Source organism: Chitinophaga deserti (assembly GCF_003149455.1).
GTDB lineage: Bacteria > Bacteroidota > Bacteroidia > Chitinophagales > Chitinophagaceae > Chitinophaga > Chitinophaga deserti.
The window spans coordinates 30,281-49,654 of the sequence record NZ_QFFK01000018.1 but is presented as its reverse complement, the minus strand read 5'-3'; the positions used below and the strand labels follow the sequence as shown (position 1 = coordinate 49,654).

10 protein-coding genes are annotated in these 19,374 nt (G+C 52.0%); 1 reads left to right on the top strand and 9 read right to left on the bottom strand.

Annotated features, from left to right (window positions below):
- Positions 1-558 precede the first annotated feature (558 nt).
- The 4 genes from DEV76_RS25660 to DEV76_RS25645 form a co-directional block, all read right to left on the bottom strand.
- The gene (locus DEV76_RS25660; protein ID WP_198652260.1) at positions 559-3,867 is read right to left on the bottom strand and encodes a glycoside hydrolase family 38 N-terminal domain-containing protein; all 3,309 of its coding nucleotides are present in this window, start codon (positions 3,865-3,867) and stop codon (positions 559-561) included.
- A 10-nt stretch (positions 3,868-3,877) separates the two neighbouring features.
- Positions 3,878-5,260, bottom strand: coding sequence for a sugar porter family MFS transporter (locus DEV76_RS25655; RefSeq protein ID WP_109700820.1), 1,383 nt, complete (start codon positions 5,258-5,260; stop codon positions 3,878-3,880).
- 20 nt (positions 5,261-5,280) lie between these two features.
- Positions 5,281-7,899 carry an ROK family protein gene (locus DEV76_RS25650; protein ID WP_109700819.1) on the bottom strand — a complete coding sequence of 873 codons (2,619 nt, stop codon included), beginning with the start codon at positions 7,897-7,899 and terminating at the stop codon, positions 5,281-5,283.
- 176 nt (positions 7,900-8,075) lie between these two features.
- Positions 8,076-9,047, bottom strand: coding sequence for a hypothetical protein (locus DEV76_RS25645; protein ID WP_109700818.1), 972 nt, complete (start codon positions 9,045-9,047; stop codon positions 8,076-8,078).
- A 91-nt stretch (positions 9,048-9,138) separates the two neighbouring features.
- Here DEV76_RS25645 and DEV76_RS25640 point away from each other — a divergent pair, with 91 nt between their 5' ends.
- A complete protein-coding gene (locus tag DEV76_RS25640; protein WP_109700823.1) occupies positions 9,139-10,137 on the top strand; it encodes a 2-hydroxyacid dehydrogenase in 999 nt (332 codons plus the stop codon).
- An 85-nt stretch (positions 10,138-10,222) separates the two neighbouring features.
- On the opposite strand, the gene DEV76_RS25635 is transcribed toward DEV76_RS25640, so the two are convergent.
- The 5 genes from DEV76_RS25635 to DEV76_RS25615 form a co-directional block, all read right to left on the bottom strand.
- Positions 10,223-12,274 carry a DUF5689 domain-containing protein gene (locus DEV76_RS25635; protein ID WP_109700817.1) on the bottom strand — a complete coding sequence of 684 codons (2,052 nt, stop codon included), beginning with the start codon at positions 12,272-12,274 and terminating at the stop codon, positions 10,223-10,225.
- 5 nt (positions 12,275-12,279) lie between these two features.
- Positions 12,280-13,128 (bottom strand): endonuclease/exonuclease/phosphatase family protein, encoded by an 849-nt coding sequence (locus DEV76_RS25630; RefSeq protein ID WP_157963119.1) that lies wholly within the window; start codon positions 13,126-13,128, stop codon positions 12,280-12,282.
- Between the two features lie 8 nt (positions 13,129-13,136).
- Positions 13,137-14,645: a RagB/SusD family nutrient uptake outer membrane protein gene (locus DEV76_RS25625; RefSeq protein WP_109700815.1), complete on the bottom strand. Its 1,509-nt coding sequence runs from the start codon at positions 14,643-14,645 to the stop codon at positions 13,137-13,139.
- A gap of 11 nt (positions 14,646-14,656) precedes the next feature.
- Entirely contained in the window at positions 14,657-18,016 is a 3,360-nt protein-coding gene (locus DEV76_RS25620; RefSeq protein WP_109700822.1) for a TonB-dependent receptor, read from the bottom strand.
- A gap of 138 nt (positions 18,017-18,154) precedes the next feature.
- On the bottom strand, positions 18,155-19,294 hold the full coding sequence (locus DEV76_RS25615; RefSeq protein WP_109700814.1) for a FecR family protein: 1,140 nt from the start codon (positions 19,292-19,294) through the stop codon (positions 18,155-18,157).
- Positions 19,295-19,374: the final 80 nt, after the last annotated feature.

Sequence of the window (19,374 nt, the reverse complement as noted above, 5' to 3'; positions counted from 1 at the left end):
CAATTGTAAAGCGAATTTGATCGCAAGCCAAGTAACTGTAAAGCGAAAACAGTGTTTAACGACAATGCTGTCAAGCCAATCCCGTACTTAACCCCCTAACCCTGTAAAGTTTTTTCAGTGTAAGACACTTTTAGGCTGATATGGAGGCTTTAGCAAATTAATCGATTTTGGTTAGCCTCAATTTGGCCGCTAATCGGCCTCTAATCCCGGTGTAATCGGCCTGTAATTGGCCTCTAATTGGCCTGTAATCGGCCTCAGGGGTTTCGGGAAATTGAATTCAGGTGAAAACAACAAGGCTGGTATCCGAGAAAACCAGCCTTGCATTAATATCGCATCAGATTGATTACTGACATCCTACTGCCATCCTCCATCCATCCTCCATCCACGTTCAGCAAAATCAAGGGTTTGCTATAGGTTGGTAGGAGGATGGATGGAGGATGACTGAAGGTTGGTAGAGCAATTGGTTGATTATGAATGATTTGAAAAATATCCTAAGGCGTACCTTGAAAAACACTTAAATGGCGCTTCTGATAGTATTTTAACAAACTGGATAGCCGTTTACGGTATGATGATGTATTCATGCACACCCATTCCCGGCAGTTGAATATCAGCATTTACTGTCAATGCTTTTCCTGATTGCTGTTGCACAATGCCCGAGGCTTTCATGGAGCCCCAAATGAACCGGGTGCTTTGTGCGGTTTTCTCCGGATTGAACAGGCGCACCATCAGGCGGCCGTTTTCCAATGGTGTGATAGAAGTGGCAACAATAGCAGGATTACTCAGGCTGAAAAGGCTTCCCGTTACCGTAACACCTGCCTTCAGCGGGAAGCTGAGGAAGGGCTGTGTGAACATGGCGGCAGCTTTTTCCATTTCAGTACCGGTAGTAGCGCCATGGGGGCGAAGTGCATAGCGGTAATTGCTCACGCCCTGCTGGTCTGCCTTGTAATTGGTATGCCAGTAATTGTTCATCACATAAGCAAACCAGTTGGAGGTGTGTTTGCCTTCTTTGCGCCATTCCTTGTGGCTGCCGTTAATAACCTGCCGTTCGTCGATCATGGCGCCGGGCTCTACCATAGGCGTTTCCAGCAGCATCCATTGCAGGCCGCGGGTAGCATCCGAGACATCCAGCCAGCGGCGGCCATAGAGGAAGTCCATATTGGAGCCGGGGAGCTGATCTTTCAGATAACGGGTAGTGCCATAACCAGCGTCCAGCGTAGTTTCGCCGGAAGCAATGCCGAAGGGGAATCCAAAGTGAACCGCTTCTTTACTGCGAACAGGCTTTTTATCAATGATGTTTTCAATCACTGCCTCCTTTGCTCCAGCATATAATACAATGCGCTTTTCGATGGAGTTGGTGCCGGGTGCTTCACCTTTCAGAGATATCACCGTCACTACCGGACCTTCTTCCACCACAGTAGCCTGTAAGGAGAGGGCGGATTGTGCGGCGGCCGGGTCCTGCCCGGGTACATACCAGAAGCTGTTCAGTCCCTGTTCCCGGAAGGTACCGGCCATGTTATGCCCGTCTGCACCTGAAAGTTCCGTAATACTGCCATTCTGCGCATCCCAGGCCAGTGAAATATTCCCGTTGGAAAGTGATTGCGACCCGCGTTTGAAAGGCGTTGCGGATTTAACCGCTTCATCGGAAATGGTATACACCGCAGATCCGAATGAGGGTACATTTTCCGCAATGAATACGTACTTGCCGGATTGCAGTTTTTGAAGCGGGTATTTCTTTCCCTTCGCATCCTTTACGGATTTACCTGCCATCTCCACTTCCACCGGACCGGAGGCCGGCCAGGAATGCGTATTCACTACAACAATCCGTTTGGAGGATGCCTCTGCAATGGGAGCAAGGAGCGATGCTTTCAGGGCATTGGTCTGCTGGTCGCCTTCCTGCATATATAGTTTCTTGATGCGCCACTGTTCTGTTACAAACGAAACATCCGGCTGGGATATGCTGTTGTGCGCACCCCAGGTATGTTCGTGGAACATGAGGATGTTGGTCCATGCCTCGTAAAACGATTGCGGCTGGTAACGGCCCGGTGCAAGGATGGCGTAGGCATTGGCGATCTGCTGCAGGCGCAGGCTGTTCACGCGGTTCTGTCCTTCTTCCTGTGCAGTGGAACCTGCCCCGTCTTCCCAGTAAGGCGTAATGTCTCCCGTAACAACCGGCAGGTCTTTACCATACAGCTTTTCGAAATCCGCGAAGAGGCGGTCGGGCGTATTGAGGATGAGTTTGGGAGAAGTGTACTTTTCATTCCATTCTTTCACGAAGCGGCTGATGGCCGTATCAATCGGACCATTATCCGCCACCACATTATAGCGCCATTGCACCATGGAATAGGGATAGTTCTTATCCGTCAGCTCCTGCACATAATCGGCTATCTTCTTAGGCCCGCGTTCGAACACTGCGCCGGGAGCGGTGCCATGCCAGGAGGAATAGCCTTTGCCGCCTGTCCAGAACAGGATCTTCTCTTCTCCGGAGGGGCTGGTCCAGTATACGGGCTTATCGCCCCAGGTACGCACGAAATGCCCTACACGGTCGCCCAGGTAGGGGTGGTTCTCTCCGAGGTAGTTCGGGCCGCTGGAGAAGTATTTAACGCCCCCTTTTGCCAGGGCCGTCACCGTCGTCCAGGTATAGCCTGGTACATCGGAGATCATGGCGCTGGGGATGTTGAAGCCGTATTCCTTTTTCAGTTGCGCCGCGTAATCCGTGTAGTGGAACATTTCTTCCGGGAGACTGAGGCCGGTGAGGATGTTGGCGTAAAGGGCCGACAGGCAGATGCCGCCGTCTTTCACCGCCTGCACGAATGCTGCTTTACGTTCGGGACTGGCCTGCTTCAGCCAGTGTTCCACCGCCCAAAGCGATTCGATGTTCCATTTGAACCGCGCCGCTTCAGGATAATCCTTCGTGGCAGCGATCATTTCCAGCGCATCGTCGATGTTTTTGAGGTGTATTTTTAATACATCGGGTTGCAGATGAGAATAACCGATATCGGTATGGGAATGATGGATGAGATGAAGTTCGCGCTGTACGATGGGTTTTAACTGCACATACTTATCCGTTACTACCTTTTTGCCGTCGAGGATTTGCACGCGTATGCTGTCTGGTTTCGAAACAGGGGATACGGGTACATCGAAAGTGGTAAGGCCTTCATTTACCACAAAGGAATGCATGGCATTGCCCGCCTTTACCTGGAAGGTGCGGGGCTGCCCGAAGTGCAGCGCGGTAAGCGACAGTGGTTGTTTGCCATTCTTCAGGAGGAAAGGCTGTGTTGCGATGTCTACTTTCTCCTCAAAGGTGAATTTAAACGTCATGTACCAGTCGTTACTCTGCTGTGCCTGGCCCACCACTTTCAGGGTAACAGGTTTGCCCGGCGTTACTTTAGAGACCGGCAGGCGGAGGAAGGCGAGCCCATGCGCATCGTTGGCGCCATCCCGCTTGGTTTGGGTAAACACAATACGGCTGCTGTCTGCCCCGGCATACGACCAGTTGGGGTCTGTATTACCGGGTTTAGTCGTGAACGTGAGTATCTTTCTGCCATCAGCATACAGATCAAAATTGCGGTTGCCGCTGTTGGTGGCGGAAGAATGGCCTGCTACCCAGCTGAAGTACACATACTGCCCTTTTACCTTTGCAGGTACGGGGGCCGTTTCCCAGGTGATCTCTTTCTGTCCGTCGGTAGCACGCGTGAGGAGTGCTATATTGGCATAGTCGGGGAATGCTGAGAAATAACGGATGTTCTCGCCCGAAATCTCTCTCGCATATCCGCTGATCCAGTTTATTTTACCGAAGTACGGAACTGTTTTTTGCGCCATCCCCTGCATGGAACACACCATCAGCGCGGCGAACATCAATTTCCTCATAGTTAGCTGTTTAATGACTCACAGGAAGGATCTCCCCGGAAGAAAGCTCTTCCAGCGTTTTACCCTTCGTTTCAAACAAATATTTTTTAGCGTAGAAGAATGAAATCAGGCAGCAGGCGGAGAAGATGAAGAAGGTGGCCGCCACCCCAATGCCGTCGCGCAGCATAGGGAACAGCAGGTTCACCACCCAGTCGGATACCCACATGGTAAGGATGCACATGGAAAGCGCCGTTCCTCTTACATGCGTGGGGAAGATCTCCGTAGCGATAACGAACTTCAGCGGGCCGAGTGAAAACGCGAAGAAGAACAGGAACAGCATGATGCAGAGCAGCATGGTCCACCCCGTAACGCCCGCCATGAAACAGGCACCCGTAGCCGCAAGTGCGATAGCGGAGCAAAGGGAGCCTACGATGTATAAAGGCCTGCGGCCCAGACTGTCCACTTTCCAGATAGCTACAAAGGTGAACAGCATATTTGCAAGGCCCAGCATAACCTGGTAGAGCAATGCATCGCCCGCTTCTATCCCGGCGTTCTTCAGAATGGTAGGACCGTAGAATATCACGGCATTGATTCCGCTGAACTGAGAAAGGGCCGTGAGTACGGCTGCCATGATCAGCAGGTTGCGTAAAGGCGCGCGCATCAGCTCCCCGAATCCTCCTGTTGCTTTTTTAGAGATGGATGCAATGGCATTCATCTCACGTTTCGCTTCTTCCGCACCACTGATATTGGTAAGGATGGAAAGTGCTTCGTCGTTTCTGCCATATTGCGCGAGCCAGCGTGGACTTTCAGGAACAATGGTCAGCAGTAAAAAGAATGCACCTGCGGGAATTGCCCCAACCAGGAACATCCCCCGCCATACTTCCGCTGCAAACAGCCATCCCATCAAGCCATCGTGGCTGGCAACGGCAGCATGCCGCTGGATGAACAGGTTGCTGATATAGGCGCACAGGATGCCGATGGTAATGGCCAGCTGGTAAAAGGTAACGAGCCTGCCGCGCTGATGAGCCGGGGCCAGTTCTGAAATATACAGTGGCGATATGTTGGAGGCTACACCCACACCCATGCCCGCCAGTATGCGGAAGAGGATCAGTACGGTGTAAGACTCAGACCAGGCAAAGCCCGCGGCGCTTACAAGAAACAAAACCGCTGCAATGAAAAGTACTTTCTTGCGGCCGATACGGTCGGCCAGGTTGCCGGAAAACAGTACGCCGATGATGCATCCCAGCAATGCGCAGGATACAAACCAGCCTTCCTGCGAGGCGGAGAGGCCAAACTGGGATTTCACAGGGTCGATGATGCCGCTTACTACGGCCATATCGAACCCAAAGAGGAAACCTCCCAGCGCAGCGATGAGTGTAACGGTAATGGTAAAAAACTGTTGACGGTTGTTCATAACGTTTTATCTATTATTAATCAGCAATGATCTTCTTTGACGTAAGCTACTACAAGAAACGCTTTCCCTTTCCCTTCATACCGGCATTCGTAAGTTCCGGCTGCTGCAGGCACTACAAATGTTTCTGCATAATGGAAGCGCTGTTCCCGGTTATTGGCTGATACACTTACCGCATCACCTTCCACGAGCATGCAGATGTGGCATTGCCCGTTGGTAGGGATGGTTACACTGCCGGAGAACTCGTACCGGTCTACCGTATAAAAATGCTCCGCATGTGTAGGCAGCTGTACTTTCCTGCCGCCGGTCCAGGTATCTGTTACCTGCGGATGGGAGATCAGGTCCTTTTGGACAGCCGCACCTTTACGGTCGAAGTACAGGTTGGCGAAAGCATGATCGAGGTGGATGGGGCGCGGTGCTCCGTTGAGGCCCAGCCGCAGCCAGTCATACATCTTAAAGGTGAAGATATACGGTGTGCTGCTGATTTCCAGTACAAGATTGTTTTTGCCCGAAGCGTGCACGGTGCCGTTGGGGATTAAATACAGTCCGTGCTTTTCAGCAGTGAACCGCTGGATGTATTGCTCCACCTGAAGCGGGATATTCCTTTCCTGCGCATTGTCCAGCGCTGTGCGGAACGTTTGCGGGTCTATGTTTTCCTGGAAGCCGAGATATACATCTGCATCCGGCTCACAGTCGAGGATGTAATAGGTTTCATCCTGCGTAAAGTATTCCCCGAAATGCTGTTTGGTATATGCAGGGCGCGGGTGGCACTGGATAGACAGGTTCCCTCCGTCATAAGTATCGAGGAAATCGAACCGGATGGGGAAGGCATTACCGAAGCGCTGGGCCGCATTACCCAGCAGTTGCTGGTTGTTGCGGTACAGCAGGAAGTCGAAGGATACTTCGAGGAGCAGTCCGTTCCCTTCCAGCACAATCCCATTTTCAGGAGTAATCAGCTCAAACGACCAGGCGTAGTTCACTTCGTCGGGGTTGAGGCCCGGCAGGTGCTTTTTCATCCAGTCGCCGCCCCATACGCCGGCTTCAAACCAGGGACGCGCACGGAAGGGGGTGGTAAGCATACCGTCCAGCGACTGGCGGAAGGCATCACCGTTCATGAAGGTGAGTGCATCCGGCCGCTGCGCGTCGGCGATGATATCTATACGGGAAAGGAGGGAAGCCTTATGCAGGTTAAGCACGGGCCAGTCCACAAAGTAAAAGCGTTTATAGGAAGCGGTTTGCGATCCGAGGTTGGTGATACTCCCGGCACGCATCCGGTACTGAATTTCATTTTTAGGTACATCGGCATACACCAGCTTACCGGGGAAGGTAGCCAATGCAGCACCTGTGCCGTAGGCGATGTGAATGCCGGGGGCCTTTCCGGGCCGCAGCATGGCAAGTTTGGCAGGGTCGAAGAAATCGCCCGGCTCTCCGGTGTACCGCGTTCCGAATACAGGATCATCGCCCCCCAGTGCATAGGCTATTTTCTCACCGATCACAGCATCATCATACATGCAGGCGCTGGCATCGTACCAGTACACCGGAATGTTCCGTTTCCGTAAAGCCTCATGCAATGCGGTTCTGAAAGGTTCCCACAGCATGCCGCCAAACCCGTCGATCACAACTGAGGTTTCTCCGGCAATCTGAGCTGCCAGCGCGTCGAAGCCTTCCTGAACAGATTGCCCGGTCTGGTAGGAGGGGAAGATGTTATAACCTTCAGGCGTGTTGGCCTTTACGGGCAGCAATGGCTGGGTGGTGCTGCGTGCGGGTGTCTGCGTCTTTTCAGTATGCAGACTGGCTGCACCGGCAAGGATGCAGGCTTCCGTATCGTTGCAATAGCGGATATCAATGTTGAGACCTTCCAGTTGCTGCAGGAGTGCAGGTTCAAAAAGGTTAAATGCTTTGGAGATATTGCCGCCGATTACCAGTTCTTCACAACCGAAAGCTTCCAGCCATGGGCGGAGGAAAGCGCCGAGGTTATGGCCAAAGGTGCTGAATACAGGCATAGCGGCAGCGGGATGCTGCGTGGTAAATTCGCGTACACTGGTGACTTCTTTTCCGGTGGCGGCGGTAAAAGCATTCAGCAGCCAGCGGGTGGAGAAATGATCGTCTGCCAGTGCGGTACCGTACGGCTGATCGAAGAACGCGCCGGATGCCGGGATACCTTCGCCGGAGGTGGCCAGTTTACGGTTAACGAGGAAAGCGGAGCCGAAGCCGGTGCCCAGTGTGAGCAGTACGGTTTTATCTCCTTTCAGCTGCATCAGCTGCTGTGCGCCATATGCGAAACAATGCGCATCGTTGTCGAAGTGCAGGGGCAGGCCGCCGGTTTCAGGATAATCCTGCAGGGCCTGTTTAACATGCAGGCCAAAGAGGTTGCCGAATTTCCCTACCGAAGCCGGGATGGCACATACTCCCTTCTCATAATCAAACGGACCGGGAAACGCGATCCCTATGCCGGTGCAACCGGGTTCTATAACATCCCCGATGCAGGAGGCTATGGCCCCCAGGATCTCGTCTGCCGTGCTGTGTGAATCCAGCGGATAGCGGGCCGTCCGCATAGGAGCGTACAGCTGCCCTTCGTTGAAAATACTCGCGGAAACATGGCTCCCGCCCACATCTACCCCAATTCTTCTGTTCGTCTGCATGTAAATTTTTATATAATTCTAGTTGTCAATTCACTGTTTAGTCCCAATTCGGTGGTCATAACATAGGTATAGTACAGCAGCGCTACGGTTGTTTCCCTGTAGTGCTATTGTTCATATGTACAAACATATTGAGAAATACCCGATCGTCCAACATTTTTTTATGGCAGGGGGATGTTTTACTTCAGGCGGATGTTTTTAGCGAGGGATTTAGCGGTTTCGAAGAGGGCTTTGTCGGTTGGGTCGATGAAGCACAAATATGTTACAGCAGTTTCTTTGCTGGACAAAAACAAGTGGTAAACCTGTGCATCTCCTGTTGGATATTTCCCATAATAACTGAGATGAATCCCTTTGTAACCATTGATCTCCACTTGTTCGTAGTTTGGAATTTGTTGGATAGTTTTTTTATCCATCAATTTTTGTATGAGGGAGGGCATTTCAGTATTCAGATCCTGGATTGTTAAAGGATACATACTCGGGATAATAGCGATTGAACTTACATATGAATTTACGGTATTGGTGTAGGTGTAAAACGCGATTTCATTTTCCCTATGACTATATGCAAATCGTTCGCCTGATACATCAAAGGAGAATGTTGCAATGCTTTCATAGTCAATAGTAATTGAGTGGTCCATATAGGCAGTTTGTATGGACGCGAGTATTTCCTTCAATATGGAAGATTGATTTGTTGGGAAAGAGGAAGTAATGAACATTGATTTGAATTCGCTCCCGATGACTAAATCAATTCTGCTGATCTTCGTTTTGGTATCTGTAATCAATACCAGTGCTGCGCTGTCAGCTCCTATCCTGAACCGTTTGGCATACTGAACTTCTGATTGGAAAGGATTGCCCTGCATTTTGGAAACAGGAAGTTTGATGTGATCTTCATAAGCCTGCTGGAAACCCCTATTGGGTTTTTCCAATACCAATATCTCGGCATTTTTCCCTAAGTAAAGTTTTTGACCTGTTTTATCGGTTGTGTATCCTTTGGGAGGAACGATAAAAATACGGGTATTCCTAATCTGTATATACTTTTCCGTTTTTTTGATGGCCACGGAATCCGGGATATTAAGATCTTTCCTGAAAAAAGAAAAATCGCATCCGTTCAGGCATATAGCCAGCAGGGTAAGGTACAGGGTGATCTTCATCATGTAGTTATTGGGTTAAAGATATAAAATTCCGCCAACTGCATTGACCAATGTCATGTTTGAACAGAACGTGCCGTTTTGTACTTTCATGCTTATGAAAATGGTATTCTTCTCCGCCAAACCTTACGACAGGCAGTTTTTCGAAAAGGCCAACGAACAATACGGCTTCGAACTGGAATTCCTCGAAACCCATCTCGGCCCTCACATCGTGAATGCAGTAGATGATGGTACGCCCGTAGTCTGCACTTTCGTAAATGATAAACTGACTGAAGAAGTAATCGCTATCCTCGCCGCCAAAGGCGTAAAGGTACTGGCCCTCCGCTGTGCCGGCTTCAATAACGTAAACCTCGATGCCGCACGTAAACATGGCATCAGGGTGTGCCGTGTGCCTGCCTATTCTCCGGAAGCTGTGGCAGAACATGCCGTAGCCATGCTGCTCACCCTCAACCGGAAAACACATAAAGCCTATAACCGTGTACGCGAGCAAAACTTCGCACTCAATGGCTTACTGGGCTTCAACCTATTCGGCCGCACGGTAGGTGTATTGGGAACAGGTAAAATCGGTAAAGCCTTCTGCCTTATCATGAAAGGCTTCGGCTGCAGGGTAATCGCCTTTGATCCTTTCCCCGATGCCTCGTTAACGGAATCCGGAGTGGAATACCTGCAGTTTGATGAAGTGCTGGCTGCTTCTGATATTATTTCCCTCCACTGCCCGCTTACTCCCGAAAGCAAGTACCTCATCAACCGCGAATCCCTCCGGTTGATGAAGAAAGGCGTAACCATCATCAATACCAGCCGAGGCGGACTGCTCCATACTGCCGATGTAATAGAAAGCCTCAAAACCGGGCAGATCGCCTACCTCGGCATTGATGTATATGAGCAGGAAGAAAAGCTTTTCTTTAAAGACCTGTCTGCCAGCATCATTGAAGACGATACCATTCAGCGCCTCATGAGTTTCCCGAACGTACTCGTTACCGGCCATCAGGCTTTCTTCACCGAAGAGGCCCTGCAGCAGATTGCGGAATGCACCCTGCGCAGTGTGGATCAGCTTTGTAATAACAAGCCGGTGAACCCGGAGGTGGTGCTGGTGTAACAACATCAACCTAAATAAGAAATGGCCAAACCAGGAACAATACCCGGTCTGGCCATTTTTAGTTAATGCAGGGTTTCCGTTTATACTACTTGTTGTATTTGACAGACACATGCACCAGTCTGCTCACCGCCGTAGCGGATATAGACCCACCGGTAGGGTTGGTGGCAGTTCCTGCGGTTTTGTTCGTAGCGCGAACGCGGATGTAAAGTGTGTTCAATCCGCTGGCTGCCTGCGGGAACTGGAAGTTCACCACTTTATGACCCGGCAGCTGTGTAAGCAGGGTATTGCTCCAGTTAGCGACATCCTGGAAAGTGAAGGTGCCCACACTGCTCCAGGTTGTAGCAGCATCATTGGAGGCAGACCATTCCACCGTAAAGTTACGTGGCCCGCCAATATCTGAGTTGCCCTCCAGTTGTAAAGATACGGGCGTGCTGATGCCGGCGGTAGATACTTCAATCATCCAGTACTCTCCCCGGTTGCCGGCGGTGTTCCACCAGTTTTTGCAGAGCCATCCGCCGTTACCTACAGCACCTTTATTGGTGGCAGGCTCCTGTAACAGGGCATTGTAATCGGTACCGGGCCCGATGCCGTTAGCGGTATAGTCCATCCCCGTTTTGGTGCTCTGGTAAATGCGGCCGTTGCCAATTTCAGGCGTCAGCGGGTTGAGGCTGGCGGTGGGAGTAGCGGCGTATTCGGTTCTGTATTTGCTCCATTCCACCAGTACGTTCGAGAATCCGTTATCCCTTGCGTTCTGCAGGGCAATGTCTTCGCGCTTAAGGTGACGGATGGCGTATTTACCGATGTTGCCACCGTAGCGATCCATGGTTTCGCTTACCAGCACACCGGCAATGGTACCTGCCCCCTGGGGCACCTGTTCCCCATCACGACGATAAGGCACGTCGTTATTGGTGAGCATATACATGCCATTCCCATTAATGTCGCGGATGTGGGTAGGGTAGCAGTCCATACGGGCTATATACCCTTCGTTGATATTCGAGAAAGAACCTGAGGGTACCGAGATCTCTACATCGCGGAGCTTCACATAGGTATACAGGTCATCGTCTGTAAGGTCGCGCATGTATTTCTCGCGGGGCTGCAATGTAGTGGTCCGGCTTTCCTTTTCCATTACCATCGGTGCTTCTATTTCGGAGAGGATGGCGCGGCCGGGATTGGAGAGCTTCGCCAGCGAGGCGCCTTTCAGCCAGATCTTCACATGATCGTTAAAGCTGAAGATATTATCCCCTGCGGTTTTCATCTTAAGATACAGGCCTGTAGTGCCATCCATGCTTTGCACATATACGGCCACGGCATTACCCGTTTTATCAATCACATGCTTGTTGGCAGACAGGTTAAGGTTCTGCCCGATATTGGGATGCCCCTTGTCACTGATCACGATGCCTTCGATGTAGATGTTTTCATCAATGGCGCCAGCAGCAAGCATTTGCTTCACATAAGCGAAATCTTTCAGCACGGCTCCATCGAAGTTGATGCCGGGATGTTGGCGGATGCGTACAGAGTCTCGGGTGGTGGTACCCAGTGCATCGAGGTAGCTAAGGGTGAGTACGCCGGTACGCGGCGCTGCTGCACGGCTGGTATCCGCTTTAACATTCAGGTAGCCGTTGGTGATGGTGACATTGCTGAGCCAGTTGGCCTGTGCGGGATCATCATACCGGTAACTGATGGTCATTTTATCCGTGGGTACATTGGTGGTAATCACGGTTTTGAGCATGCCCCCGTTGGCGATGCTTTGCATGGTGGTGTCTGCAATGGCGATCTGGGGAGTGATGCCCCGCTGCTGGAGGGAAATGGTATCCGTTTTATTACCGGCCCGCACGAGCAGTTTTACGGCACGGGGGAGGTTGCCTTCGTTACTGAGCACTTCCGCACGCAAACTGCCTTTACCGTCTCCGGAAGCGGTTTGCAGTTTCATCCAGCTGGCTTCTTCAACCGGCTCTGCCGTCCATTTACCATCTGCATAAACGATAATCTGCGTTGTGTCTGCCGTAGCGGCCAGGCGCACGATGCGGGTATCAATAGCCAGTTCGGTGCTGAATAAATAATCTTCCTTCTTGCGGCAGGAGGCGAAGAGCAGGGCTATTGCGCCACCGGCCAGTATGTATCTGAAATATTGCTTCATGCCGGTTATTGTTTGAGTTCAGTGATAATGGGCCGGTGATCGGAATGTACGGCCGTAAACGGATCATAGATAAAAGCGCAGCGGATGATCTTCTTTTTAAGGTCGCTGCTTACGTAGATGTAATCGATCCGGGAGTCTGATAAGATGATGCTCTTACCCGTGCGGGCTTTCTCTTTTTCATCATACAGTTTACCGGCGTCAATATAACCTGCCGTCAGTATGCTTTGCTGTACTTCATAATCGATCTCCGTACCGTTCGCCAGGTTGTCCAGCACCGTGGGCCTTTTAGCCATGGCCGCCTTCTGTTTGTCGAGATAGCCTGATTTTTCGAGGCGCTCTCTGTCCAGCGGGGATACGGAGTTGAAATCGCCCATCATGAACCAGTTCTTTTTATCGGACTGTAATTCAATATTGGCAAGCACCTGCGCAATCTCCGCTCTTCTCTTTTTATGTTTATGCGGGTTGAGATGGAGCACTACGATATTGAATTTGCCAATCTTTGCCATGATAAAACCATGGGTCATATTCTCATTGATCTTCTGAATGGCAGCGATGGGATAACGGGATGTAAGGCCGGTGGGATAACCATTTTCCTTTACGATCACAGCATAGGGGTGGCCATAGCTCAATGCCAGTTCCTCCAGTGTTTTCTGGGTGAAGCCGTTGCATTCCTGCAGCGCCACTACATCAGGACGATGGGTTTTAACCCAGTCTGCGAACACCTGCTTGCCGCGGGTAGTGTCTTTCACCATCCCTTCAAGGATGTTGTAACTGAGAACTCTCAATGTATCCTGCGCACCGGCGGTAAACGCGGTGAAGAGGAACAGGAGTGTGATACTGATATTTCTTTTCATGGTTTGCATTATTTATAGGCAGGATTGGTGAGTATGCCGTTGGAGCGCATCACTTCCTTGTCAGGGATCGGGTAATATTCATGGTAAGGGCGTACGTTGTCTTTCACCACCTGGTATTCTTCCGCGATGGTTTCAGTAACTGCACGGTACCAGTCGCCCCAGCGTACGAGGTCCCATTTGCGGCCGTATTCGCCCATCAGCTCACGGGCTCTTTCTTTCTTTACTTCTTCGAGGAACTCCGTTTTGCCGGGATAGGCATCCATCCGGAAGTCTTCGCTGGCCCTGGTTTTCACTTCATTTAGGCATTGCATGGCAAGGTCGGTATTGCCGTTTTCGTTGGCGGCTTCTGCCAGCATCAGCAATGCATCTGCATAGCGGAATACTTTCTGGTTATTACCATCGGCGATGTTGTTCATGCCCGGGCACCAGAATTTAGGTCCCATCCAGGGCTTGCCGGTTCCGTTGTTAGACATGGGGCGCTTAAACCAGGTACCGTTATAGGAATACCCCAGTACGATCTCCTTCCGAGGGTCTGCCAGGTCGTACAGCGACATCATGTATTCCGACGGCGTAATGGAGGCGAACGGATTGGCAGCATTGCCCAGCTCGGGTACATTCACGCCATCATAAGTGCTGGTGCCGGAGGCTTTGGTAGGGGTGAAGAAGGCCGCCACGGTAGTGGTTTTCTTCAGGCCCGCGGCGCTCCAGGTGTATTGTACTTCAAAGATGGATTCTGCTGTGTTCTTGTTCCGGAAGTAGGTGTCGGTAAGATTGTATTGCACGAGCTGGCCGTAGATCTTCCTGATCTCTTCCATGGCTGTGGCACAGGTTGCGTAATCCTTGTTCCAGAGCGCCAGTTTACCGATGAGCATATACCCCATGGGGGCAGAAATGCGGTTGTCTTTCACTTCAGAGGTCCGCATCATGGGCAGGTGAGGGGTATATTCCTTCAGCTCATTGATGAGGGCGGTACGGGTTTCGTTGGCGTTCATGCGGCCGAGCTTGCCGATGGTCTCCAGCGCATCCAGACTGCTGACATCAGCGGTGTAATAGGGTACATCACCGAAAGTGCTGGTGAGGATGTAGTAGTAGAGTGCGCGCAGTGCCACTGCCTCTGCTTTCAAAGGAGGCTTCTTATCTTCAGGAATAGTTGCTTTCTCTATACCCACGATGGTGGAGTTACAGAACATCACGCCACGGTAACAGGCGGTCCAGATGTTATCGCCCATACCCGGGTTGGCAGGAGATATCTCCAGCTTGGCATCGAGGTTGGAGGAATTGAGGAAGGCCAGATCTGTAGCCGCTTCGAGGGAAATGATCAGGTCTGCCGCGTAGATGTTGGTGAGGTCCATATAGCAGCCGTTGAGTGCGGCGATGCATTGGCTCTCGGTTTTGAAGAAGCCGTCGCCGTTTACGAAGCTGTGCGGTTCTTCTTCCAGTAGTTTGCTGCAGCTGCCCAATGTGAGGGAGCCGCCGAGCAGCAGGAGATATAGTATGCGGTGATAATTCGTTTTCATGTCTGATGTTTTTAGAATTTCAGTTCTGCGCTAAAAGTGATGGTTCTGCTGGTAGGGTAGGCGCCATTGTCCATCCTGCGGATGGTAGAGCCGCCACTCTGGGTGGATACTTCCGGATCATATCCGTTGTACTGCTTCCAGAGGTAAAGGTTATTGCCCGTTAATGCCAGGTACAGTGACTGCAGGCGTTTGCCCGTAATGCCGTTCAGGTTCACCGGGTAGCCGATGGATACGTTTTTCAGGCGCAGGAAAGTAGCGTCGTGCAGGAAGCGGTCGTTGGGGATATCATCTTTCGAATCCGCACGGGGGAAGTCGGAAGTGGGGTTGCGCACAGGGTGCCATGCGTTCACCATATAACGGAACTGGTTGCTCAGATAAGTACCGGTGCCCATGAACAGCTCGGTGGGGTTGTAAATCTTACCGCCTACAGAATAGTTGAAGTAGAAAGAGAAATTGATCTTCTTATACCGGAATGTATTCTGGATACCGCCGTAAACATGAGGGTCGGCGTTGCCAAGGTAGATGAGGTCATTGTTGTCCAGCACACCGTCTTTATTCTGATCGATGTAGCGCTGGCGGCCCGGCTGGTAGAAGTTAACCGCGGAAGAGGCGTATTCTTTCGTCTCTTTGTTCTTCTCGATTTCTGCCGTGTTTTTCCACACGCCGGCGTACTGCATACCCCATACAGCGTTAAGCGGACGGCCCTTCTCATACCCGTACATCATATACTGGGCGCCATAAGGGTTGTCATAAACGGATACTCTTTCGTACCCTCCAATGTCTTCCACACGCTGGGTATTATGTGCGGCGGTAAGGGAGGTAGACCAGGAGAAGTTCTTCCTCCGGATGTTTTCGTGGCTTACCGTCAGCTCAATACCCCGGTTGGAGGTTTTGCCGATGTTGGCGAGGCGGGAGCCATAGCCCACATGTGTAGGCAGCTGCACGGTCAGCAAAAGGTCTGAGGTGGTGCTTTGGTAAGCTTCCAGCACAATGTCCAGCCGTTTGTTGAAGAACGACAGGTCAAGCCCTGCGTTGAAGGTAGTGGTCTTTTCCCACGACAGGCCTTCGTTGGCGATACGGCCGGGGTAGTAAGCCACGGGCTGCACACCGCTGAAGAGATAACCGCCGGTGGTAGACGACAGGCGGGATAGCGACTGGTACCTGCTGATGGCGTCGTTACCCGATGTACCGCCGCTGAGGCGGAAGGAGAGTGTGCTCAGCTTGCTGAATTGCTCCATGAAAGGCTCGCTGCTGATGTTCCATTTGAAAGCGGCAGAGGGGAAGAAAGCCCACTTGTTGTCTGCCGAAAAGTTAGATGCCCCGTCGCGCCGCATGGTGGCGGTGAGGTAATACCTGCCGCGGTAGTTATAGTTTACACGGGCGAGGTGGCTCATACGGCCCTGTGTTTCCAAAGAGGAGCCGAGGCCCACGTTTTCTTTGGAAGGCAGTGCGCCCATGTCGTTGTTCTCGATATCGTCAATGAAGTACCCCTGGCCGCTAACGGTCATATTGTTGTACTTCCGCTTCTGCACGGTAAAGCCGTACATAGCGTCGAAGATGTGGTGACGGTTGAAGGTACGTTTGTAAGTGATGGTGTTTTCGTTCAGCAGGTTGTTTTCCGCGTAGCTGCTTTTGTATGCGTAGCCGCCTGAATTGGCGATCACGCGGGTGGGCATGGTGGAAGGCGTATACTGGTCGTTGGTCCTGCTAAGATCGGAGTAGGAAATGGTAGACCGGATGAGTACATTCTTGATGGGCGTTACTTCGAGGTAAGCCATAGAGCTGAGGCTCTTCTCCAGCCGGTCGTTCTTTCTCAGCAGTACGTTGGCCAGCGGGGAATCGAAGGGAGTTCCGCTGTACCATTGGGAGTTCCAGTCGTTGAAGCTGCCATCGGGTTTATAGGCTGCAATAGTAGGGGCGAGGAAGATGGTGGAGCGGTACCACAGCGTTTGCGTTCCCACATCGGCATTGTTCAGCGCACGGTCGAGGTTGGAATAGTTGAAACGTACACCTGCTTTAACGTGCTGACTGATGGTACGGTCCAGGTTCAGACGCACCTGGTACCGCTTCATGCCGCTGTTCTTGATAATGCCCTGGTTGTTGTTATAGTTGGCGGAGAAGTAATACTGCGTGGCTTTATCGCCTCCGGAGGCAGACAGGGTGAGGTTCTGGTAAGGCGCTCTCCTTGTGATCTCCTGCGTCCAGTTGGTGCCGGTGCCCAGTGCCAGCGGGTCGGGGTATGGGTATTCTTCCAGCGGTTTGGTCTGGTTAGCAGTGCTGGAAAAGTAGTACCGGTCGTTCTGCAATTGGGCGAACTCGGTAGCATTCATCAGATCGAGGTAGCGGGGCAGTTCGGAGAAGCCCAGGTCGTTTCTCAATGTAAAGCTGGTTTTCCCTTTCTTGTCGCCGCCCGATTTGGTGGTGATGATAATTACCCCGTTGCTGCCGCGCGAGCCGTAAATAGCCGTAGAAGATGCGTCTTTCAATACGCTGATGGTCTCGATGTCGGAAGGGTTCAGTTCGCTGAGGGAGGAAATAGCGTCCATCAGTCCGTCTACGATATACAGCGGTTCGTTGCTGGCGGTGATGGAACGTGTGCCACGGATGCGCACGGTGGTTCCGGAGCCGGGCTCGCCGTCGGCAGATACGAACTCCGCACCGGCAATGCGTCCCTGCAACATCTGGTCTACCCGTGCCACCGGTACATCGGCGAGGTCCGACATTTTAACGGTAGACACTGCGCCTGTCAGGTCTTTCTTGGCCACGCTGCCGTAACCGATCACCACTACTTCATTCACGCTTTTGTTGGAAGGCGCGAGCTTCACTACCAGCGGGAACTTCATGTCCTTTACCGGCAGCATTTTCTTTTCGAACCCGAGGTAGGAGATCGTGATGATATCCTGCTTATCGGCTTCGATGGTGAACTCACCGTTTTCGTTCGTCTGAACGCCTTTTGATGTACCGGCAACGGATACGGTGGCGCCGGGGAGGGCGTTCCCTTCCTCATCTGTTACGCGGCCTTTTACCGGAGGGGCTTTCACCTGGCTGTCTGTTCCGGGAGCAGGTTGCGGCGTGCGGAGGCGTTCCTTGATGGTGATGGTTTTGTTGTTGATCTCATAATCGATAGGCTGGCCGGCCATAATGGTGCTAAGGAAAGTTTCCAGTGGCACATTACGCGCATCTACATTCACCGGTGTGGTTTTCTCCAGTAGTGAAATGTTGTAGAATACCACGTAGCCTGTCTGCTTTTCAATCCGGGCAAAGATCTCTTTGATGGCGAGGCGCTTGCCCGTCATGGAAATGGTCTGGGCGGCAACCCTGGCCTGCACCTGCAGGGTGAGCACGGTTGCCAGCATAAAGATCAGCTTCATGACTGTCAGTTTTTTAAGTTGCATTCCTGGTTTTCGGTTAAAGTGCGACATGTTCCGTCTTACAGATTTTAAAGGCATGGGATACCCGGCCTTAACGGGTGGTTAAGGCGCGTGGACTTTACTTGCCGGTTTGGAATTCTATTGTGTGATGATCAGTTTCCTGCCTTCCTGCCTGCAATGCACATTGGATATGGCCAGTATCCGCATGATCTGCTGCAGGGTAAGGCCGCGCTCCATTTTGCCGCCGAAGCGCAGGGGCGGTATACCGTTTTCATAAACTACGTCGATATCGTACCAGCGTTCCAGCTGTTTCATGACTTCCCGGATATCGGCATTATCGAAATTAAACATGCCATTGCGCCAGGCTATTACCTGGCTGGTATCAGCGGTTACGATTTTCATGTCTGATGCCCCAATGGTTAACTGCGCCTGTTCCCCGGGCTGCAGTACCTTCCGGTTCACCGCTACTTTACCCTGCAGCAGGGTAGTGGCTATGCGTGCATCGTTCCCGTAGGCCGATACGTTGAAGCGGGTACCCAGCACCTGTACTTCCGTTTTACCGGCCACTTTCACGCGGAATGGCTTACCTGCCACGGGGCGTATGTCGAAGTATGCTTCGCCTGTCAGCTCCACCGTTCTCTCTTCCCGGTCAAAGCTGGTAGGATAGCGGAGGCTGCTGGCAGCGTTCAGCCACACGTCTGACCCGTCGGGCAATGTTACGCGGAATACACGGCCGCGCGGGGTAGCGAGAGTATTGAAAGTAGCTTCTCCCGGCTGCACATTGTCATAGGCCAGCGTGCCCTTACCGAGCTTTACCGCGGCACCACCCTGTTGGGCAATTACGCCGTGGCCCTGACTGTCCAGCGGAATGGTTTGCCCGTTACCCAATGTTAAGATGGCCCCGCTTGCAGCAGGGAGTATTTCACTGTGGACGTCTGCTACTTGTGTAGTGGTTTTGGTGGATGGCTGCACCTGCCGAATGGTCACAATGGCCAGCGCCAGTATTGCTGCTGCCGCGGCGGTAATGGTGAGGGTGCGGTATAAGGTACGGCGTTTGGCCGGTTGCGGCTGTGCCTGCAGGATGATGGAAAGGATTTCTTCCGCCCTTTCATCATCCACGGCTTTGTCTTCCGTGGTAGCCTGAATGGCATCGTCCAGCAGGCGCTGCAGGTTTGCATCGTGCTCCGGCGTGGCCAGGAGGGCATACAGCTCCTGCTTTTCCTGCTGCGTGCAGGAACCTGACAGGAGTTTATGGAACAGCTCGTCTAGTCTGGACATTCGGTGCTTGTTGTGCGTTTCTAATAAAGGAGACAGTAAAAAAAGGGGAGCGGGTCAGCCGGAGGGAAAATAATTTTCAC

Coding starts and splice junctions, on each gene's coding strand:
- DEV76_RS25635 (WP_109700817.1), bottom strand. CDS start 12,274: ATGAAGCAATATTTCAGATACATACTGGCCGGTGGCGCAATAGCCCTG.
- DEV76_RS25645 (WP_109700818.1), bottom strand. CDS start 9,047: ATGATGAAGATCACCCTGTACCTTACCCTGCTGGCTATATGCCTGAAC.
- DEV76_RS25650 (WP_109700819.1), bottom strand. CDS start 7,899: ATGCAGACGAACAGAAGAATTGGGGTAGATGTGGGCGGGAGCCATGTT.
- DEV76_RS25620 (WP_109700822.1), bottom strand. CDS start 18,016: ATGAAGCTGATCTTTATGCTGGCAACCGTGCTCACCCTGCAGGTGCAG.
- DEV76_RS25640 (WP_109700823.1), top strand. CDS start 9,139: ATGAAAATGGTATTCTTCTCCGCCAAACCTTACGACAGGCAGTTTTTC.
- DEV76_RS25615 (WP_109700814.1), bottom strand. CDS start 19,294: ATGTCCAGACTAGACGAGCTGTTCCATAAACTCCTGTCAGGTTCCTGC.
- DEV76_RS25655 (WP_109700820.1), bottom strand. CDS start 5,260: ATGAACAACCGTCAACAGTTTTTTACCATTACCGTTACACTCATCGCT.
- DEV76_RS25630 (WP_157963119.1), bottom strand. CDS start 13,128: ATGAAAAGAAATATCAGTATCACACTCCTGTTCCTCTTCACCGCGTTT.
- DEV76_RS25625 (WP_109700815.1), bottom strand. CDS start 14,645: ATGAAAACGAATTATCACCGCATACTATATCTCCTGCTGCTCGGCGGC.
- DEV76_RS25660 (WP_198652260.1), bottom strand. CDS start 3,867: ATGAGGAAATTGATGTTCGCCGCGCTGATGGTGTGTTCCATGCAGGGG.